The organism is Caenispirillum bisanense, assembly GCF_900230255.1.
Lineage (GTDB): Bacteria > Pseudomonadota > Alphaproteobacteria > Rhodospirillales > Rhodospirillaceae > Caenispirillum > Caenispirillum bisanense_A.
The window spans coordinates 135,872-153,246 of sequence record NZ_OCNJ01000010.1 but is presented as its reverse complement, the minus strand read 5'-3'; the positions used below and the strand labels follow the sequence as shown (position 1 = coordinate 153,246).

At 71.4% G+C, this 17,375-nt stretch carries 20 protein-coding genes; 13 read left to right on the top strand and 7 right to left on the bottom strand.

The features are described from left to right. The first annotated feature begins 330 nt into the window (after window positions 1-330). Both CRP50_RS20130 and CRP50_RS25270 read left to right on the top strand, forming a co-directional pair. A complete protein-coding gene (locus CRP50_RS20130) occupies window positions 331-726 on the top strand; it encodes a hypothetical protein (protein WP_097280981.1) in 396 nt (131 codons plus the stop codon). A gap of 13 nt (window positions 727-739) precedes the next feature. Beyond that, window positions 740-1,948 (top strand): DnaJ domain-containing protein, encoded by a 1,209-nt coding sequence (locus CRP50_RS25270; RefSeq protein ID WP_245913565.1) that lies wholly within the window; start codon window positions 740-742, stop codon window positions 1,946-1,948. 28 nt (window positions 1,949-1,976) lie between these two features. Here the strand turns inward: CRP50_RS25270 and rnhA are convergent, their stop codons facing one another. The 3 genes from rnhA to ispH are packed head-to-tail and all read right to left on the bottom strand — an operon-like array spanning window position 1,977 to window position 4,427. After that, a complete protein-coding gene (gene rnhA, locus CRP50_RS20120; RefSeq protein WP_097280980.1) occupies window positions 1,977-2,441 on the bottom strand; it encodes a ribonuclease HI in 465 nt (154 codons plus the stop codon). Continuing rightward, on the bottom strand, window positions 2,438-3,415 hold the full coding sequence (locus CRP50_RS20115) for a homoserine kinase (RefSeq protein WP_097280979.1): 978 nt from the start codon (window positions 3,413-3,415) through the stop codon (window positions 2,438-2,440). The genes rnhA and CRP50_RS20115 overlap by 4 nt, the downstream gene beginning before the upstream one ends. Window positions 3,416-3,467: 52 nt before the next feature. Then, window positions 3,468-4,427 carry a 4-hydroxy-3-methylbut-2-enyl diphosphate reductase gene (gene ispH / locus CRP50_RS20110; RefSeq protein ID WP_097280978.1) on the bottom strand — a complete coding sequence of 320 codons (960 nt, stop codon included), beginning with the start codon at window positions 4,425-4,427 and terminating at the stop codon, window positions 3,468-3,470. Window positions 4,428-4,667: 240 nt separating this feature from the next. Between ispH and CRP50_RS20105 the strand changes: the two genes are divergently transcribed. Next, window positions 4,668-5,225, top strand: a complete 558-nt coding sequence (locus CRP50_RS20105; protein ID WP_097280977.1) for a hypothetical protein — start codon at window positions 4,668-4,670, stop codon at window positions 5,223-5,225. A 23-nt stretch (window positions 5,226-5,248) separates the two neighbouring features. On the opposite strand, the gene CRP50_RS20100 is transcribed toward CRP50_RS20105, so the two are convergent. Next, a complete protein-coding gene (locus CRP50_RS20100) occupies window positions 5,249-5,704 on the bottom strand; it encodes a nucleoside deaminase (RefSeq protein ID WP_245913558.1) in 456 nt (151 codons plus the stop codon). A gap of 99 nt (window positions 5,705-5,803) precedes the next feature. Between CRP50_RS20100 and CRP50_RS20095 the strand changes: the two genes are divergently transcribed. From CRP50_RS20095 to CRP50_RS20080, 4 genes are all read left to right on the top strand, one after another. Next, entirely contained in the window at window positions 5,804-6,520 is a 717-nt protein-coding gene (locus tag CRP50_RS20095; RefSeq protein ID WP_097280976.1) for a gamma-glutamyl-gamma-aminobutyrate hydrolase family protein, read from the top strand. After that, window positions 6,517-7,545 (top strand): pseudouridine synthase, encoded by a 1,029-nt coding sequence (locus CRP50_RS20090; protein ID WP_097280975.1) that lies wholly within the window; start codon window positions 6,517-6,519, stop codon window positions 7,543-7,545. Before CRP50_RS20095 ends, CRP50_RS20090 begins: the two co-directional genes overlap by 4 nt. After that, window positions 7,545-8,105: a 16S rRNA (guanine(966)-N(2))-methyltransferase RsmD gene (rsmD, locus tag CRP50_RS20085; RefSeq protein ID WP_097280974.1), complete on the top strand. Its 561-nt coding sequence runs from the start codon at window positions 7,545-7,547 to the stop codon at window positions 8,103-8,105. The genes CRP50_RS20090 and rsmD overlap by 1 nt, the downstream gene beginning before the upstream one ends. A gap of 98 nt (window positions 8,106-8,203) precedes the next feature. Continuing rightward, window positions 8,204-8,842, top strand: a complete 639-nt coding sequence (locus tag CRP50_RS20080) for a FecR domain-containing protein (RefSeq protein ID WP_097280973.1) — start codon at window positions 8,204-8,206, stop codon at window positions 8,840-8,842. Between the two features lie 240 nt (window positions 8,843-9,082). Here CRP50_RS20080 and CRP50_RS20075 read toward each other — a convergent pair whose 3' ends face one another. From CRP50_RS20075 to CRP50_RS20065, 3 genes are all read right to left on the bottom strand, one after another. After that, window positions 9,083-11,266: an adenylate/guanylate cyclase domain-containing protein gene (locus tag CRP50_RS20075; protein WP_097280972.1), complete on the bottom strand. Its 2,184-nt coding sequence runs from the start codon at window positions 11,264-11,266 to the stop codon at window positions 9,083-9,085. Window positions 11,267-11,323: 57 nt separating this feature from the next. Next, window positions 11,324-11,782 (bottom strand): c-type cytochrome, encoded by a 459-nt coding sequence (locus tag CRP50_RS20070; protein WP_176525273.1) that lies wholly within the window; start codon window positions 11,780-11,782, stop codon window positions 11,324-11,326. Window positions 11,783-11,880: 98 nt separating this feature from the next. Next, a complete protein-coding gene (locus CRP50_RS20065; RefSeq protein WP_245913556.1) occupies window positions 11,881-12,507 on the bottom strand; it encodes a regulatory protein RecX in 627 nt (208 codons plus the stop codon). Between the two features lie 98 nt (window positions 12,508-12,605). Here CRP50_RS20065 and CRP50_RS20060 point away from each other — a divergent pair, with 98 nt between their 5' ends. The 6 genes from CRP50_RS20060 to CRP50_RS20035 all read left to right on the top strand — a co-directional run bounded on the left by CRP50_RS20060 (window position 12,606) and on the right by CRP50_RS20035 (window position 17,314). Then, on the top strand, window positions 12,606-13,376 hold the full coding sequence (locus tag CRP50_RS20060; protein WP_097280970.1) for an ABC transporter permease: 771 nt from the start codon (window positions 12,606-12,608) through the stop codon (window positions 13,374-13,376). A 15-nt stretch (window positions 13,377-13,391) separates the two neighbouring features. Further along, on the top strand, window positions 13,392-13,631 hold the full coding sequence (locus CRP50_RS20055; RefSeq protein WP_176525272.1) for a hypothetical protein: 240 nt from the start codon (window positions 13,392-13,394) through the stop codon (window positions 13,629-13,631). 110 nt (window positions 13,632-13,741) lie between these two features. Beyond that, the gene (locus CRP50_RS20050; RefSeq protein ID WP_097280969.1) at window positions 13,742-14,920 is read left to right on the top strand and encodes an aspartate aminotransferase family protein; all 1,179 of its coding nucleotides are present in this window, start codon (window positions 13,742-13,744) and stop codon (window positions 14,918-14,920) included. 18 nt (window positions 14,921-14,938) lie between these two features. Continuing rightward, the gene (argF, locus tag CRP50_RS20045) at window positions 14,939-15,853 is read left to right on the top strand and encodes an ornithine carbamoyltransferase (RefSeq protein WP_097280968.1); all 915 of its coding nucleotides are present in this window, start codon (window positions 14,939-14,941) and stop codon (window positions 15,851-15,853) included. After that, the gene (locus CRP50_RS20040) at window positions 15,835-16,788 is read left to right on the top strand and encodes an Hsp33 family molecular chaperone HslO (protein WP_245913554.1); all 954 of its coding nucleotides are present in this window, start codon (window positions 15,835-15,837) and stop codon (window positions 16,786-16,788) included. The genes argF and CRP50_RS20040 overlap by 19 nt, the downstream gene beginning before the upstream one ends. Before the next feature lie 142 nt (window positions 16,789-16,930). Then, on the top strand, window positions 16,931-17,314 hold the full coding sequence (locus CRP50_RS20035) for a response regulator (RefSeq protein WP_097280966.1): 384 nt from the start codon (window positions 16,931-16,933) through the stop codon (window positions 17,312-17,314). Window positions 17,315-17,375 lie beyond the last annotated feature (61 nt).

Below are 17,375 nucleotides of genomic sequence, written 5' to 3'. Positions count from 1 at the left end.
TTTCTCTTTTCTTTCAGCGACTTGGAGACTTGCTCCGCCCCGCTGAAGGAGGCCGGTTTCTACTCGGGGCCGGCCACCCTGTCAACCGGTTTTTTCATCGCCTCTTCAGCACCCCCGAGGGAGAAACCGAAGTGGGCCGTGGCGGTGTGATCCGTTCACGGCGGCCTGAAGCTCGATGCGTTCCGGCTGATCCGACGTCGCCGCCGGAGGTCCGCTTTCTAGTCGCCCGACCGGACCGCGTCAACCGGAAAAATGCGTCCCCCTTGCCGACTTTCAACAGGCGGGCCATCGTTAACGGGTTATGAACCGCCGGAGCCTACCGTCTGCGCCATGAGTCGCGACGCTCTTCCCGTGGCGGATCCGGCACCGCGCCGGGCGCTCCTGCGCCTGGCCGACAATCCGGAACCGGCCCTCGACTATATGGTCACCCTGACCGCCACGCTGCCCGACGGCGGCGGGCTGGTCGTGCGCTGCGTGCCCGACCGCGCCGTGCTCGACACCACGGCGCTGCCGGAGTACCTGGCCGCCGTGCCGCCGGGCCGGCCGGAGGCGACCGCCACGCTCATACTCGGCGACCTCGCCAACGAGCTGCTGCCGCGCTGGCTGCGCGTCGCGGTGACCGCGCCGGCGCCCGGCCCCGGCGGCATCGGGCACACGGTGGTCATGGAAGAGCGGCGGCCGCGCTGGGACAACCCGGCGCTGCTCGCGCAGCTCGCGCCCCTGTGACGGAGCCCCCATCGTGAGCCGCACCGTGGCCGACCCCAAGGGGTTCTACCGCATCCTCGGCGTGGCGCCGGACGCCGACCTCGCTTCGCTGAAGACGGCCTACCGCACGCGCGCCAAGGAACTGCACCCCGACCACAACCCGTCGGACCACGCGACCGAAGCCTTCGCGCGGCTCAACGAGGCCTATCAGGTGTTGAGCGACCCACGCCGCCGCGCCGCCTACGACCGGCTCGCCGCGCGGGTGCATGCCGCCTATACCTCCGGCGCCAAGGCCCAGGGGGAGTCGGGGCCGCAGCGCCAGGGACAAGGACAGGCGAAGCAGGCCCCACCGCCGCCACCGCCGCCACCGCCGCCCCGCCCGCACGGAACCCGGACCCATACGGCGGCGGCCGGCGCCGAGCCGCTGTGCGCCTGCGGCCGCTGCGGCAAGGTGACGGCGCAGCCGCGCCACCTGATCTTCCGCCGCGTCGTCGGTCGCCTGCGCCGCGCCGTCGTCACCCCCGTCGAGGGCGTGTTCTGCCGCCGCTGCGCCCAGGTCACCGCCGTCGCCGCCAGCTATGCGACGCTCCTGCAGGGATGGTGGGCGGTGCCGCGCGGCCCGGTGGAGACGATGCGCGCCCTGTGGATCAACCTGCGCGGCGGCGAGATGCCGGCCGATGCCAACCGCACCCTGCTGGTGAGCCAGGCGCGCGCCTTCCTCGCCCGCCACGAGCCGGAACTGGCGCGTGGCTGTGCCGAACAGGCCTATGATTTCGTGCGCGACGGCGCCGACCGGCGGGAGGTGGAGCATCTGCTCGGCCGCATCCCGCGCGGCACCCGGCGCCTGCGCGACCGCTGGAAGAGCCCCGGCTGGGCGGCGCCGGTGCAGCTGCTGCCGCTCGGCGCGCTGATCGTGGCGGCGAGCGTCGCCGGCCCCGGCCTCGGCGCGCTGTTCGCCCCCTCTCCCCTGCCGGCGACGCTGCCGCCGGTGCGCGAGGCGGTCACCCGGCCGGGCGTGCTGCGGCCGGAAGTGGGGCGCCTGAACGTCATCGCCGCCGAGCACCTGGCCGTACGCACCGGGCCGAGCGTCGCCTATCGCGCCTCGGCCACCCTCGACAAGGGCGCCACCGTACTGGTCAACGAGCTGTCGCCCGACGGCAAGTGGGCGCGCGTGCTGACGGCCGAGGGCGTGACGGGGTTCGTGGAAGCGGACGGGCTGCGGCGGCGCACCGACGCCGACTGAGCGGCGGCGTCGGCGGCGCTACAGGACCTCAGCCGTCGGCCAGTGTCTTGATGGCCCGGCGCGCCAGTTCGTCAGCGCGCTCGTTCTCCGGGTGGCCGGCGTGGCCCTTCACCCAGTGGAAGGTGACGTCGTGGCGGCGGCGGGCCTCGTCGAGCTGCTGCCACAGCTCGGCGTTCTTCACCGGTTTCTTGTCGGCGGTCTTCCAGCCGTTCTTCTTCCAGCCGTGGATCCACTTGGTGATGCCGTCCATCACGTAGCGGCTGTCGGTATAGACGTCGATGGCGACCGGGCGCGTCAGGGCCCCCAGGCCCTCGATGACGGCCATCATCTCCATGCGGTTGTTGGTCGTCTGGGCCTCGCCGCCCGACAGTTCCTTCTCCTGCCCCTTGTAGCGCAGAATGGCCCCCCAGCCGCCCGGCCCGGGATTGCCCGAGCAGGCACCGTCGGTGTACAGCTCGACGCGCGGTTCGCCCGCCTCGGTCTCGCCGCTCATGCCGCCACCACCGGGTCGAGGCCGTAGGCGCCGGCGCCGGGCACCGTCTGGTGGAAGGTCAGCTTGCGCAGGTACTCGACCGGGTCCTTGCGCTTCACCAGCGCGCCCTCGGGCGTGTTCACCCAGTCGTACAGGCGGGTGAGCAGGAAGCGCATGGCGGCACCGCGGCACAGGACGGGCAGCGCGTCGTATTCCGCCTGCGAGAACGGCCGCACCTTGCGGTAGGCCGCCAGCATCATGCGCGCCTTGGTGACGTTGAACGACCAGTCAGCCTCGAAGCACCAGGCGTTGAGGCAGATGGCGATGTCGTAAGCGAAGGCGTCGGTGCAGGCGAAGTAGAAGTCGATGAGGCCCGAGCACCGCTCGCCCAGGAAGAAGACGTTGTCGGGGAACAGGTCGGCGTGGATGACGCCGGTCGGCAGGTCGTGCGGCCAGCGGGCCTCCAGCACGTCCAGCTCGCGGGCGATGGTGTCGCGCAGGCCGGGCTGCACCGTGTCGGCGGCCTCGGCGCAACGGTCGAACAGCGGCCGCCAGCCGGCGACGGACAGGTTGTTGGGGCGGCGCAGGGCGAAGTCGGCGGCGGCGGTGTGCATCTCCGCCATGGCCTTGCCCAGTTCCCCCGTGTGGTAGGGCAGGATGCGCTTCGGCCACATGCCGCGCAGGAAGCCGGTGATGGCGGCGGGGCGGCCGCACAGCTCCCGCAGCGCCCGGCCGTCGCGGCCGTGGATGGGCGTCGGGCACTTCACGCCGCGCGCCGCCAGGTGGTCCATCAGGCCGAGGAAGAACGGCAGATCGTTCGGATCGACGCGCTTTTCATAGAGCGTCAGGATGAACGGGCCGCGCTCGGTCTGCAGGAGGTAGTTGGAGTTCTCCACCCCCTCGGCGATGCCCTTGCAGCTTTCGACGGTGCCGATGTCGTACTGCGCGACGAACGCCGCCAGATCCTCGTCCGATACGTCGGTGTAGACGGCCATGCGGTCCCCGCGGTCCTTCTTCTTCGTCTGTCGGTTCGTAAAGCCGGCCGCGTCAGGCGCTGAGCGCGCGCGGCAGCTTGAAGGTGATGGTTTCCTCGGTCACCGAGGCGTGCTCCACCGTCACCGTGTGGCGGCGGCGGGCGGCCTCGACCACCTCCTCCACCAGCACCTCGGGCGCGCTGGCCCCGGCGGTGATGCCGAGACGGCGCACACCGTCGAGCTGCGCCCAGTCGATGTCGGCGGCGCGCTGCACCAGGACGGCCCGGTCGCAGCCCTCGCCCTTGGCCACTTCCACCAGACGGCGGCTGTTGGAGCTGTTGGGCGCGCCGAGCACCAGCACCGCGTCCACCCGCCGCGCCATGGCGCGCACCGCCGCCTGGCGGTTGGTGGTGGCGTAGCAGATGTCTTCCTTGCGCGGCCCCTGGATGGCGGGGAAGCGGCGGCGCAGCACGGCGACGATGGTCGCCGTCTCGTCCACCGACAGGGTGGTCTGGGTGACGAAGGCGAGGTTCTCGGGGTCGGCGGGCTGCACCGTCTCGGCCTGCGCCAGGTCCTCGACCAGGATCATGCGGCCCTCGGGCACCTGGCCCATGGTGCCGATGACCTCGGGATGGTTGGCGTGGCCGATGAGGATGATCTGGCGGCCGTCGGCGGCGTGGCGCTCGGCCTCGGTATGCACCTTGCTCACCAGCGGGCAGGTGGCGTCCAGGTAGGTGAGGCCGCGGCGCGTGGCTTCCGCCGGCACCGCCTTGGGCACGCCGTGGGCGGAGAAGATGACCGGCGCGTCGTCGGGCACCTCGGCCAGGTCTTCCACGAAGACGGCGCCCTTGGCCTTCAGACTGTCGACCACGAACTTGTTGTGGACGATTTCGTGCCGCACGTAGACCGGCGCCCCGTACTTCTGCAGCGCCCGTTCCACGATCTGGATGGCGCGATCGACTCCGGCGCAGAAGCCGCGCGGGCCGGCGAGCACGAGGGTGAGCGGGGGCAGGAACTGGATCGTCTCGGTCATGTAAGCAACTGTCCGGTGGTTCCGGGAAAAAGCGGGCGGCGCGATGTAACGCGCGAGGCGCCATGAAGGGCGTCCGGCCGATCCATGCAATAGCAGATGCGGCCGGTCACCGAAAGGTCTTGGGCGCGCAGGGCGCCCGTGCGGCGATGGCGGTTGCCGTGACGGCGGCGAGCAAGTATCTCTGAAGCCCTGTCTCCGGCGCGCCCTTCGCGCGCGCCATCGCCCTTTCCGGGAGCCGTCATGTCCGCCAGTCCTGCCCGCACCGTCCGCCGCCTCGCCTGCGCCGCCCTCGCCCTGCCCGTGCTGGCGGCGTGTTCCGGCCTGTCGCTGGAGAAAGAGACGCCGCCGCCGTGCCCGCAGGTGCGCATCGACCGCATGACCGCGCAGGCCGTCACCTTCCAGGGCGAGGGTCGCGACATCACCGACATGCTGCACAAGGTGGACCTCGCCGGCTACCAGGGCGACTGCGTCTATGAAGAAGACCAGGTGGTGCTGGCGCTGGTGCCCGGCTTCACCGTGGAGAAGGGCCCGGCCGCCGGCAACGGCACGGCGGACGGCAGCTTCCAGTACTTCGTCGCCATCCCGAGCTACTACCCGAGCCCGGCGGCGAAGGAAGTGTTCGGCGTGACCTTCCAGTTCCCCGACCCGGTGACCCCGCGCATGCGCGTCGCCGACGCCCCCGTCACCCTCACCCTGCCGCGCCGGCCGGGCGAAAGCCTGGAGGGCCTGGAGATCTACCTCGGCCTCCAGCTGACGCCGGAGCAGCTGCAGTACAACCGCCAGAGCGGCGTGCGGTAAGGGATCGGGGCGGTCGCGCCCCGTTACCGCCGCTCGCGGAAGAAGCCGCGCAGCAGATCCGCCGCGCGGCTTTCGCCGATGCCGCCGTAGACCTCCGGCCGGTGGTGGCAGGTGGGCTGCTCGTAGAGCCGCGGGCCGTGCTCGACGCCGCCGCCCTTGGGGTCGTAGGCGGCGAAGTAGAGCCGGCGGACGCGGGCGAAGCTGATGGCCGTGGCGCACATGGGGCACGGCTCCAGCGTCACATAAAGATCGCAGTCGGGCAGCCGCGGGTCGCCGCGCAGGGCGCAGGCGGCCCGGATCGCCAGCAGTTCGGCATGCGCCGTCGGGTCGGCGTCGGCTTCCGTGCGGTTGCCGGCGGCGGCCAGGATGCGGCCGGTCGCCGCCTCCACCACCACGGCACCGATGGGCACCTCGCCGCGGGCGGCGGCGGCTTCGGCCTCGGCGAAGGCGGCGGACATGAAGGGGTTGGGCGCGGTCATGGCGCGAGGGTGCGGCGGCGCCCCGACGCCGTCAAGGGGCGCCGCGCCGGACACGCTCGCCCATTGCGCCCCCGCCGCCTCAGGCGTAAGTAAGGGGCCATGACGAAACGACCCGTGATCGGCATCCCGCTCGACAGCGAAAACGGCGGCGGCTATTCCGCGCTGCCGTGGTATGCCCTGCGCCAGAACTACTGCGAAGCCGTCGTGAAGGCAGGGGGGACGCCGATCCTCCTGCCGCATCACGCCGACCGGGCCGAGCAGTACCTTTCCATGATCGACGGCCTGCTCATCGCCGGCGGCGCCTTCGACGTCGACCCGACGCTGTTCGGGGCCACCGAACGGCACGGCACGGTGACGCTGAAGGAAGGCCGCACCGCTTTCGAGCTGGCGATCTGCAAGGGCGCCCACGCCCGCGGCATGCCCATCCTCGGCATTTGCGGCGGCCAGCAGTTGCTGGCGGTGATTCTGGGCTCGACGCTCATCCAGCACATCCCCGACGAGGTGGAGACGGCGCTCGCCCACGAGCAGCCCAACCCACGCACCGAGCCCGGCCACGAAGTCGTGGTGACGGAAGGAACCCTGCTGCACCGGGTGACCGGGCAGGCGCAGTTCCCCGTCAATTCCGCCCACCATCAGGCGGTGAAGGCGGTGCCAGCGGGCCTCGTGGTCAATGCGGTGGCGCCCGACGGCGTCATCGAGGGCGTCGAAGACCCCGCCCATCCGTTCTGCCTCGGCGTGCAGTGGCACCCCGAGTATTCCATCAGCCCGGCCGACGATGCGATCCTTGCGGCCTTCGTGAAGGCCTGCAGCGCATGACCGACCAGCCCGACGACATCACCCCGGCCGACGCTGGCGCCTCCGGCGCCAAGGGCGACCGCCTCGCCAAGTATCTCGCCCGCGCCGGCATCGCCTCGCGCCGCGACGCCGAGAAGCTCATCGCCGAGCGCCGCGTCAAGGTCGACGGCCACGTGGTGGACACGCCGGCGACGCTGGTGACCGGCGACGAGCAGATCACCGTCGACGGCAAGCCCGTGCTGCCGCCCGAGCCCGCCCGCCTGTGGCGCTACCACAAGCCGGCCGGCGTGCTGACCACGCACAAGGACCCGGAAGGCCGCCCCACCGTCTTCGAGAAGGTGGCCGACCGCCTGCCGCGCGTCATTTCCGTCGGGCGCCTCGACATCAATTCCGAAGGCCTGCTGCTGCTCACCAACGACGGCGAGCTGGCGCGCAAGCTGGAACACCCGTCCAACGGCTGGGTGCGCCGCTACCGCGTGCGCGTCCACGGCTACGTGAAGCCCGAGGTGCTGGCGACGCTGGAGAAGGGCGTCACCATCGAAGGCGTCCACTACGGTCCCATCACCGCGACGCTCGACCGCCAGACCGGGGCCAACGCCTGGGTGACCGTGGCGCTGACCGAGGGCAAGAACCGCGAGGTGCGCCGCGTGATGGAGCATCTGGGCTATACGGTGACCCGCCTGCTGCGCGTCTCCTACGGCCCGTTCCACCTGGGCCTGCTGGAGCGCGGCGACCTCGACGAAGTGCCGGCCAAGGTGCTGCGCGAGCAGCTGGGCGGCCAGAAGAAGGCCAAGCCCAAGGGCGAGGGCCACGCCGGCGGCACCGCCGTCGCCAAGCCGAAGAAGCGCCTGCGCCCCGGTGCCGCCAAGGCCCAGGCCAAACCCTCCGCCGACCGCCGTCCCGACGCGCCCGGCAAGCCGCAGCGCTCCGGCGGTGCCGGCGGCGGTGGCGCCCGCAGCGGCGCGGGCGGCCGTGGTGGTGCGGGCGGACGCGGCGGCAGCGGCGGCGCGGGTCGTCCCGGTGGAGCGCGCGGGGGCCGCGGCTGATGCGCATCGTCGCCGGAACCTGGCGCGGCCGTAAGCTGGAGGCGCCGGAGGGTCGCGACGTGCGTCCGACCTCCGACCGCACGCGCGAGGCCGTGTTCAACACCCTCGCCCACCGCTGGGACGCCGACGACTTCACCCTGCACGGTGCCCGCGTGCTGGACGCCTTCGCGGGCACCGGCGCCCTCGGGCTCGAGGCGCTGTCGCGTGGGGCGGCGCACGTCACCTTCATCGACGCCAGCCCCGACTCCCTGCGTCTGCTGCACGCCAACGTCGAGGCGCTGGGCGCCGCCCGCAAGGTCTCCATCGTGCGCGGCGACGCGGTGCGCCCGCCGCCGGCGCCTGAGGCCTGCCGCCTCGTGCTCATGGACCCGCCCTATGCCAGCGGCCTCGAAACCCCGGCGCTGACTGCGCTGGCGGCACAGGGCTGGATCGCCCCCGCGGCGGTGGTGGTGGTGGAGATGCCGACGGGGCGCGAGATGGTGGTGCCGGACGGTTTCACCCTCGACGACCAGCGCACCTACGGCCGGGCCCAGGTCGCCTATCTGCGGTACCGCTCCTGATCCGGCGACGGCGGCGGCGGCGTACCTTACCATTGCCGTCTAGGCTCCCCATGTAGGAGCATCAGACCGACCCGCCGCCGACCGAGGACTCTCCGCCGATGCGCCGTACCGCCGCCGCCCTGTTTCTCGCCACCCTCACCGCCGCCGCGCCCGCCCTGGCCGCGCCGCCCGCCGGCGGCGAGGCGCCGCGCCCCGTCGGCATCGTCTCGCGCGCCCAAGGCGACGTGCAGGCGGTGCGCACCGGCGGCGCCACGCCGCTCGGCCCGAGCGACCCGGTGGCGTGGCGCGACGAAGTGGCGACCGGCGAGGCGTCGCGGCTGCAGGTGGCGCTGCTCGACGAGGGCTCGCTGACGCTCGGCGAGAACACCCGCCTGACGGTGGACGAACTGACCGTCGGTGCGCCGGAGGACGGCTCGCTCCTGCGCCTCGCCGTCGACGGGCCGTTCCGCCTGCTGTCGGGCGCCCTGCACCATAAGGAAGGCACGACCATCGTCACCCCGGTCGCCACCATCGGCATCCGCGGCACCGACGTGTGGGGCGGCCAGATCGACGGCGCCTGGGGCGTGTTCATCCTTTCCGGCGTGGTGGAAGTGACCACCCGCGCCGGCACGGTGGTCCTCGACACGCCGGGCACCGGCACCACCATCACCAGCCCCGACGCCCCGCCCACCGACCCGGTGCGCTGGGCCGACGCCAAGGTGGCGCGCGCGGTGGAAACGGTGACGTTCCAGCCGTAAGGCCGGGCCGGGGGCGACGCGGGGCGCGGGGCGCTCTACGGCACCCTGCCAGAAGAACTGTCATGGCCGGCCCCCGAGCCGGCCATCCACGGCGTGCACGACGGCGGCCGTCACGGCATCGCCTTCCACGGCCGCCGGCAGGGGAGCCGTGGATGGCCGGGTCGAGCCCGGCCATGACAACACATTGAAATGCAACGCAAAAATCACCCTGGCCAGTTCGTGTCCAGCCCGACGCCCCCCCTACTTCGTCGTCAGCTCATGCACACCGGTCCAGCCCTCGGGCGGGGGTGTGGTGCGCCACAGGGCGATGCGGGTGAGGAACATGGCCGGCAGCGGGTCGGTGGGGAAGCGGGCCTCGATCTCGCGGTAGGCGGCTTCCGCCGCGTCCCACTGGCGTTCCATGTAGGCGTAGAAGCCCGCTTCCGTCAGCGCGGCGAGGGCACGCTGCTCGGCCGTCGCGGCCACGTCGGGGCGGCGCGGATCGTGGGCGCCCATGAGCTCGTAGATGCGCACCGGCTCCCGCCGCCCCTTCACCGCCACCAGATCGAGCGGGCGGAACAGGAAGCGCTCGCCGGCGTCGCGGAAGACGGCGTGGCTCGCCAGGATGCCGGTGCCGTAGACCTTGTTGGCACCTTCCAGGCGCGCCGCCACGTTGGCGCCGTCGCCCATGACCGTGTAGCTCATGCGCTCCATGGAGCCGATGTTGCCGACCATGACGGAATCGGCATGCAGGCCGATGCGGGTCTGCAGCACCGGCCGCCCCTCCTCCGCCGCCCGCCGGTTGACCTCGGCCAGCCGCGCCTGGGCCAGCAGGGCGGCGAGGCAGGCGTTGGCGGCGTGGTCGTCGTCGGGCACCGGCGCGCCCCAGAAGGCCATGACCGAATCGCCGATGTACTTGTCGATGGTGCCCTCGGTCTCCAGCACCGCCTGGGCGACGGCCGCCAGATGGTCCGACACCAGCAGCATCAGTTCGCGCGTCGGCATGCGCTCCGACAGCTGGGTGAAGCCGGCGATGTCGGAGAACAGGATGGTGACGTGGCGCGACTGCCCACCCAGCGCGATGGGCTGGCCGGAGGCGATGAGGTCGCGCACCAGTTCCTTCGGCACGTAGCGGCCGAAGATCTGCAGCGCCGTGCGCAGGGTCACCAGGGCGCCGGCGAGCTGGTTGATCTCCTGCACGTTGCTGCGCAGGACGCGGCCGTTGTCCATGTCGAAGCGGATGATGCGGTCGAACTCGGCCACCATCTGGCGCAGCGGCCGGCTGATCCACTGGGAGAACAGGCCGATGAGCACCATGCCGATCAGCGTCACCGCCACCGACAGGATGATGATCTCGCGCGTGGTGTCCTTCAGGCTGCCGACGAAGTCGTCCGTCGGCACCACCACGGCCATGGTCCACTCGCCGCCGACGCCTTCGGGGAAGGGCAGGAAGGCGGCCATGTAGTGGCTGCCGCCGAGGGTGAATTCGTAGCGGCCGCGCCCCGTCTCGCCCTGATGGTGCCGCACCGCCTCGGCGAGCCACACCTCCTCCAGCTGGTCCGCCGGCACCAGCTCCACCGTCGTGCCGAGCTGGCGCACGGTGCGGCTGGCGTCGGGGAAGGCGATGAGCCGCTGATCGCCGTCCAGCACGAAGGCCGCGCCGGAGCTTTGCGGTACCAGGGTCTGCAGGAAGCCGGACAGGCTTTCGAGCGTGATGTTGGCCGCCGCGGCGCCGAGGAAGCGGCCCTCGTCGTCCACCATGGGGACCGCCGGCGCGACGCCCGGCAGGCGGGAACTGGTGAAGATCACCACGTCCGTCCACATCACGCCGTCGTCGCCCGCCTCCGCCCGCGCCTTCACCGCCTTGTACCAATCGCGGTTGCGGGCGTCGTAGGTCACCTCGCGGGCGTCTTCGGCCAGCAGTTCCGTGCCGTCGGCGGTCAGGTAGGACCAGCGGTCGACCGGCGCGGCGCCGCCGCGGTCGAGAACGCGGACGGCATAAGCCACCTCGGGATGGGTCGGCGTGTCGTTGGGTCCGTAGCGCCGCACGTCGGGCGGCACCGCGAAAGCCTGCAGGAAGCGGCCGTCCTCGAAGGCGAAGTAGACGCTCTGCAGCTGCGGATGCTCGCGCAGCACGCGCAGCAGGACCGGGAAGACGGCAGGGTCGCGGGCCAGCTCCGGATCGGCCGCGCCGAGTGCCGCCAGGGCGGACACCGCCGAGCCGAGCGGCTGCAGCATGCCGCCGGTATGGCGGATGGCGGCGTCGGCGGCGCTTTCGATGACCGTGCCGGCCTGGTCGAGCACGGCGTCGCTGTGGCGGTCGTAGGTATAGGCGATGATGGTGCCGCAGATGCAGAGCACCAATGCCGTGAACACCGTGGCGATGTTGACGCGGAACGTCAGGCCGCCGGTTCGGCCGCCGTGCGGTGGCTGGTCTGTCGCCATGGTTCCCCCCAAGGCCTTGTCCCCAGCCGGGACCTTAGCACGAGGGGGAGGCCGCGGCTACCGCACCCCGGCGCGACCGCCCGCCGCCGCTTCCCGCACCGCCGCCTCGCCTTCCGGCCAACGGGTCTTGAGGAAGGCGACGACGCTGTGGATCTGGCGGTTGTCGAGCAGGCCGGAGAACCCCGGCATGCCGTCGCGGTTGCGGTCGCCGTGGACGGTGGCGCTGCCCTCGCGCACCACGGCCAGCAGGAAGGCGTCGCCGCGCCGGGCCGCCGGCCCGTCCGCGGTATGAGGCGGTGGCGCGACGCCGGCCAGGGTCGGCCGCCAGTCGGGCGCGCCTTCCAGGTCGGCACCGTGGCAGACGGCGCAGTTGCGGGCATAAATCGCGCGCCCCTCCGCCACCTGGGCCGCCGAGACGGCCACCGAATCGGGCAGCAGAGCCCCCGTGTCGTGCATCCACCACAGGGCGGCGCTTCCCAGCAGCGCGGCCCCGGCCAGGGCGATCGGCAGGCGCATCGGCATCTCCCTCCGTCGTGTCGAGCGGCCTTCGGCGACGGCGGCGAGTGTAGCGGCGGCACGCCCGCCGGTACAGCCATGCGAAAGAGGCAGGACCTTCAACCTCCGCGCGCTTCGTCCTCCAGGGCGGCGGCGTCCTCGGCGTCGACCACCCGGGCCGCCACCGCGAAGGGGAAGCCGGCGCGGGCGAGCGCCGCCAGTTCCTTCATGCGCCGCTCGGCCGGATCGACCGCCTTGCCCGAGAGGCTCGGTCGGCGGAACGGCCCGAAGCCGCGGCGGCGGGCGAGCGCCACGGCGGCGGCGAGGTCGGGATCGCCGGCGGTGTCCTCGGCCAGGTCGTCGACGGCGGCCGCCACCACCTCGGCCTCCACGCCCTTGGCGGCGAGCTTGGCCTTGATGGCGCGCGTGCTGCCGCCCTGGCGGTGCAGCGACCGCGCCTTGCCGGCGGCATAGGCGGCATCGTCGATCAGCCCGGCGGAGCGGTAGCGGGCGAGCAGGGCATCCACCAGCCGCCCCCCCTCCTCCGGGTCGGTGCCGTGCTCGCCGGCCGACAGCTGCACCTTGCGCAGCAGCACGCGGCGCAGGTTGGCGGCGCTGGTGGAGAACCGTTGCAGGTAGTAGAGCGCCGAGTTCTCCAGATAGTCCGCCGTCACCAGGCGTGGCCGCTTGCGGCGCTTGCCGGGCATGGCGGGGCTGTCGGCGGGCGGGGTGATTTTCTCGTCCATGCGGCCTATGTTAACGGCCCGCCGAGCGCGTGCCAGAGACAATTCCAGGAGATGCCGTCGTGCCGTCGTCCACCGCCCTTCCCCCGAGCCCCCGCCGCATGGGCCGCGTCAACTGGCGCGGCGGGTGGGAGCTGTACATGAAGGAAGTGCGCCGCTTCATGAAGGTCTACCTGCAGACCGTGGCGGCGCCCATCGTGACGACGCTGCTGTTCCTGGCGATCTTCGCCCTGGCGCTCGGCCGTCAGGTGCCGCAGAGCTACGGCGTCAGCTTCATCGAGTTCCTGGCGCCCGGCCTCGTCATCATGGCGATGGTGCAGAACGCCTTCGCCAATACCTCGTCGTCCATGGTGATTTCCAAGGTCCAGGGCAACATCGTCGACATCCTGATGCCGCCCCTGTCGGCGAGCGAACTGACGGCGGCCTATGCGCTGGGCGGCACCACGCGCGGCATCGTGGTCGGCATCGCGACGACGGCGGCCATGGCCTTCTTCGTCACCATCCACGTCCACGACGTCTTCTACATCGTCTACCACGGCGTGATGGCGTCGCTGATGCTGTCGCTGCTGGGGCTGGTGGGCGGCATCTGGGCCGACAAGTTCGACCACATCGCGGCGGTGACCAACTTCGTCGTCACGCCGCTGTCGTTCCTGTCGGGCACCTTCTACACCATCGACCGCCTGCCGGAGAACCTGCAGTTCCTGGCCCACATCAACCCGTTCTTCTACATGATCGACGGCTTCCGCTACGGCTTCATCGGCCACGACGACGCCCTGCCGCTGACCGGCTTGGCGGTAGTCGCCGCCACCAACGCGGTGCTGCTGGCGGTGACCTATGCCATGTTCAAGACCGGGTACAAGCTGAAGGCGTGAGGGACCAGACGGGGCATGACGACTAGCCTGGAATACATGGGATGTACGGGGTCGGTCGAGTTCAGCGCCGAGGACGGCGTATTCCACGGCCGACTGCTGGCGATCCGTGATCTGGTTACCTACGAGGCAGACGATCGACACGGATTGACCGCAGCCTTCCGCGAAGCCGTCGACGACTATCTCGCGCTCGTGGGCGAGGACACTCAGCGCCCGCACGACGGCGCGACGTCCAATGACGCCGCCGATACAAGCTGAAGGCGTGACGTGCGACTCGGCCTCCCGTCCGGCTTGACAAAGGCCGGGAGAGGCCGGATAGTCCACCGCTTTCCGAGGGACTTGCGTCCCCATCAGAGGCCAGGAAAGCGATGACCATTCCCGCCCTCATGCCCACCTACGGACGGGCCGACGTCGCCTTCGAGAGCGGCGAGGGATGCTGGCTGACCGCCACCGACGGTCGCCGCTACCTCGACTTCGGCTCGGGCGTCGCGGTCAACAGCCTCGGGCATTCGCACCCGCATCTGGTCAAGGCGATCCAGGAGCAGGCGGCGCGGGTCATCCACACCTCCAACCTCTACCGCGTGCCGGGCCAGGAACGGGCGGCGGCGCGGCTGGTGGAGAACACCTTCGCCGACACCGTCTTCTTCAACAACTCCGGCGCCGAGGCGCTGGAGATGGCCATCAAGATCGCCCGCCGCTACCACCAGGCCCAGGGCTCCGACCGCTATCGCGTCATCGTCGCGCGGCAGGCCTTCCATGGCCGCACGCTGGCGACCATCGCCGCCGGCGGGCAGGAGAAGCACCTGGCCGGCTTCGCGCCCATGGTGGAAGGCTTCGATCGCGTCGGCTTCGGCAACCTGAACGAGGCCCGCCAAGCCGTCGGCGAGCAGACCGCCGCCGTGCTGGTGGAGCCGGTGCAGGGCGAGGGCGGCATCCGCGCCGCCGATGCCCAGTACCTGCAGGGCCTGCGCGCCATGTGCGACGAATACGGCCTGCTGCTCATGCTCGACGAAGTGCAGACCGGCAACGGCCGCACCGGCAAGCTCTACGCCCACGAATGGGCCGGCATCACGCCCGACGTCATGGCGACCGCCAAGGGCCTCGGCGGTGGCTTCCCCGTCGGCGCCGTGCTGGCGACCGAGACGGCCGCCGCGGCCATGACCGCCGGCACCCACGGCTCCACCTTCGGCGGCAATCCGCTCGCCATGGCGGCGGTCAACGCCGTGCTCGACGTGCTGCTGGGCGAGGGCTTCCTCGACCGCGTGCAGTCCATGGGCGCCCTTCTGCGCGGCCGCCTGGACGACCTCGCCGCCCGCCACCCGGGCGTCGTCGAGGAAGTCCGCGGCGTCGGCCTCATGCTCGGCCTGAAGACCGTGCCGACCAACACCGATTTCGTGAGCCGCGCCCTGAGCCACGGGCTGCTCACGGTTCCCGCCGGCGACAACGTCGTGCGCCTGCTGCCGCCCCTGGTGGTCGGCGAGGCCGACATCGACACCGCCGTCGATATCCTGGACCGGGTCTGCAAGGAACCGACCCCGGCAAGCTGAAAAAGCGAGACACCTTCCATGACAGCCCCGACGCACTTCCTCGACCTCGACCAGTTCGACGCGGATACCCTGCGCGCCATGCTGAAGCTCGGGTCGGACTTCAAGCGAGGGGCCGTCGCGGAAGACCAGCGACGTCCGCTGGCCGGCAAGACGCTGGCCATGATCTTCGAGAAGCCCTCGACCCGCACCCGCGTCAGCTTCGAAGTGGGCATGCGCCAGCTCGGCGGCGACGTGGTGAACCTGTCCAACGGCGCGAGCCAGCTGGGCCGTGGCGAGACCATCGCCGATACGGCGCGGGTGCTGTCGCGCTACTGCGACGCCATCATGATCCGCACCGACGATCCGGCGAAGCTGCACGAGCTGGCGCTGCACGCCAGCATCCCGGTCATCAACGGCCTGACCGACGAGACGCACCCGTGCCAGGTCATGGCCGACGTCATGACCTTCGAGGAGCACCGCGGCTCCATCGCCGGCAAGGTCGTGTGCTGGTCGGGCGACGGCAACAACGTCGCCGCCTCGTGGATCCAGGCCGCCGCCCACTTCGGCTTCGAGATGCGCGTCGCCTGCCCGGAAAACCGCGAGCCGGACGCGAGCGTTGTGCAGTGGGCGCGCGACCGCGGTGCCTCCATCGTCATCGGCCGCGATCCGCAGGCCCTGGCGCAGGGCGCCGACTGCGTGGTGACCGATACCTGGGTCAGCATGCACGAGGAAGGCGCCAACCTGCACAACCTGCTGCGTCCCTATCAGGTGAACGGCGCGCTCATGCGGGCGGCCGCTCCCGATGCGCTCTTCATGCACTGCCTGCCGTGCCACCGCGAGGAAGAGGTGACCAGCGAGGTCATCGACGGCCCGCAGTCGGTGGTGTGGGACGAGGCGGAAAACCGGCTTCACGCCCAGAAGGGAATCCTCGCCTGGTGTCTGACACGCTCGTGACCGACCAGATCGTACCGTTCCTCATCAACCACGGCGCCTTCCGCGGGCGCCTGCTGCGGCTGGACGACACGGTGTCGACCATCGTGTCGCGCCACCAGTACCCCGAGCCGGTCGCCCTCATGCTGGCCGAGACGGTGGTGCTGGCCGCCGCGCTGGCCGACAGCCTGAAGTACGACGGCATCTTCACCCTGCAGACCCGCTCCGACGGCCCCATCGCCCAGATGGTGGTCGACGTGACCTCGGGCGGCGACGTGCGCGGCGTCGCCCACTTCGACGCGCAGCGCCTGACCGAGGTGGTGGAGAAGGCCGGCGGCGTCGCCGCGGTCGGCGACCGGGTGCCGCGCCTGCTCGGCTCCGGCTACCTCGCCTTCACGGTCGACCAGGGGCCGGACACCGAGCGCTACCAGGGCATCACCGAACTGACCGGCCAGACCGTCGCCGACTGCGCCCACACCTACTTCCGCAACTCCGAGCAGCTGGAGACGGCGGTGAAGATCGGCGTGGAGCACGACCGCGAGGCCGCCCGCTGGCGCGCCGGCGGTGTCATGCTGCAGCGCATGCCCCTGCCCTCGGGCTTCACCCCGACGGGCGACGAGGAAGAGATCATCGAGGACGCCTGGCGCACCGGCGTGATCCTGCTCGGCAGCCTGACCACCGGCGAGCTGCTCGACCCCGCGCTGCCGCCGCAGCAGGTGCTGCACCGCCTGTTCCACGAGCAGGACCTGCGCACCAGCGCCCCGCGCCACCCGCATTTCGGTTGCCGCTGCTCGCGGGAGAGGGTCGAGGCCACCTTGCGCGGCTTCACGCGGGACGACCTGGAGACCATGAAGGTCGACGGCGTGGTCGACGTCACCTGCGACTTCTGCAACGAGCAGTACCTGTTCAGCGAAGACCAGATCGCCGCTCTCACCGCCCTCGGCGAACCGCGGCGGTAACCCCCCGCCTCATCCCGATAGCCTACCTCCAACCGGGGGATGACGCTCCGCGTGGGACCCTCTATATGTGGGCCTCCGCGTGTTCGGTGCTCCCTTCGGCGTGCTGGCTCGTTATGCTGAGAAACGTCGACGGAGGGATCTGATGACCATGGACGCCGCCCGCCCCCTCAGCGGCCTGCGCGTGCTGCTGGCCGAAGACCACTTCGCCATCGCCCTGGCCATGAGCGGCATGCTCGAAGACCTCGGCTGCGTCGTCGTCGCCGAGGCCGGGGACGCCGCCGCCGCCACCGAGGCGGCCCGAACCGTTACCGCCGATTGCGCCCTGCTCGACATCGACATGGGCGACGGCACCGGCTATGCCGCCGCCGAACAATGCCGGGCGCGCGGCATTCCGGTGATCTTCACCACCGGGTACGACATCCCGCCCGACATGCCCGCCGAGCTGGCGGACCTGCCGCGGCTGGTGAAACCGGTGGCGGTGGTCGACCTGAAGCGTGTCCTGCGGGGCCTCGCCGCCGCCGGCTGACCCGGCCTGCGCGAACCGTCGTGCGGTCCTGCGCGCAATCGTCACAAAACCACTGCCCTGG

Bases quoted from the DNA above. Each gene is read 5' to 3' on its own strand.
- CRP50_RS20105 (WP_097280977.1), top strand. From the start codon at position 4,668: ATGTCCGCCAGTCCTGCCCGCACCGTCCGCCGCCTCGCCTGCGCCGCC.
- rsmD (WP_097280974.1), top strand. From the start codon at position 7,545: ATGCGCATCGTCGCCGGAACCTGGCGCGGCCGTAAGCTGGAGGCGCCG.
- CRP50_RS20055 (WP_176525272.1), top strand. From the start codon at position 13,392: ATGACGACTAGCCTGGAATACATGGGATGTACGGGGTCGGTCGAGTTC.
- CRP50_RS20035 (WP_097280966.1), top strand. From the start codon at position 16,931: ATGACCATGGACGCCGCCCGCCCCCTCAGCGGCCTGCGCGTGCTGCTG.
- CRP50_RS20095 (WP_097280976.1), top strand. From the start codon at position 5,804: ATGACGAAACGACCCGTGATCGGCATCCCGCTCGACAGCGAAAACGGC.
- CRP50_RS20060 (WP_097280970.1), top strand. From the start codon at position 12,606: ATGGGCCGCGTCAACTGGCGCGGCGGGTGGGAGCTGTACATGAAGGAA.
- CRP50_RS20130 (WP_097280981.1), top strand. From the start codon at position 331: ATGAGTCGCGACGCTCTTCCCGTGGCGGATCCGGCACCGCGCCGGGCG.
- CRP50_RS20050 (WP_097280969.1), top strand. From the start codon at position 13,742: ATGACCATTCCCGCCCTCATGCCCACCTACGGACGGGCCGACGTCGCC.
- CRP50_RS20070 (WP_176525273.1), bottom strand. From the start codon at position 11,782: ATGCGCCTGCCGATCGCCCTGGCCGGGGCCGCGCTGCTGGGAAGCGCC.
- CRP50_RS20100 (WP_245913558.1), bottom strand. From the start codon at position 5,704: ATGACCGCGCCCAACCCCTTCATGTCCGCCGCCTTCGCCGAGGCCGAA.
- rnhA (WP_097280980.1), bottom strand. From the start codon at position 2,441: ATGAGCGGCGAGACCGAGGCGGGCGAACCGCGCGTCGAGCTGTACACC.
- ispH (WP_097280978.1), bottom strand. From the start codon at position 4,427: ATGACCGAGACGATCCAGTTCCTGCCCCCGCTCACCCTCGTGCTCGCC.
- CRP50_RS20065 (WP_245913556.1), bottom strand. From the start codon at position 12,507: ATGGACGAGAAAATCACCCCGCCCGCCGACAGCCCCGCCATGCCCGGC.
- CRP50_RS20075 (WP_097280972.1), bottom strand. From the start codon at position 11,266: ATGGCGACAGACCAGCCACCGCACGGCGGCCGAACCGGCGGCCTGACG.
- CRP50_RS20080 (WP_097280973.1), top strand. From the start codon at position 8,204: ATGCGCCGTACCGCCGCCGCCCTGTTTCTCGCCACCCTCACCGCCGCC.
- argF (WP_097280968.1), top strand. From the start codon at position 14,939: ATGACAGCCCCGACGCACTTCCTCGACCTCGACCAGTTCGACGCGGAT.
- CRP50_RS20115 (WP_097280979.1), bottom strand. From the start codon at position 3,415: ATGGCCGTCTACACCGACGTATCGGACGAGGATCTGGCGGCGTTCGTC.
- CRP50_RS20090 (WP_097280975.1), top strand. From the start codon at position 6,517: ATGACCGACCAGCCCGACGACATCACCCCGGCCGACGCTGGCGCCTCC.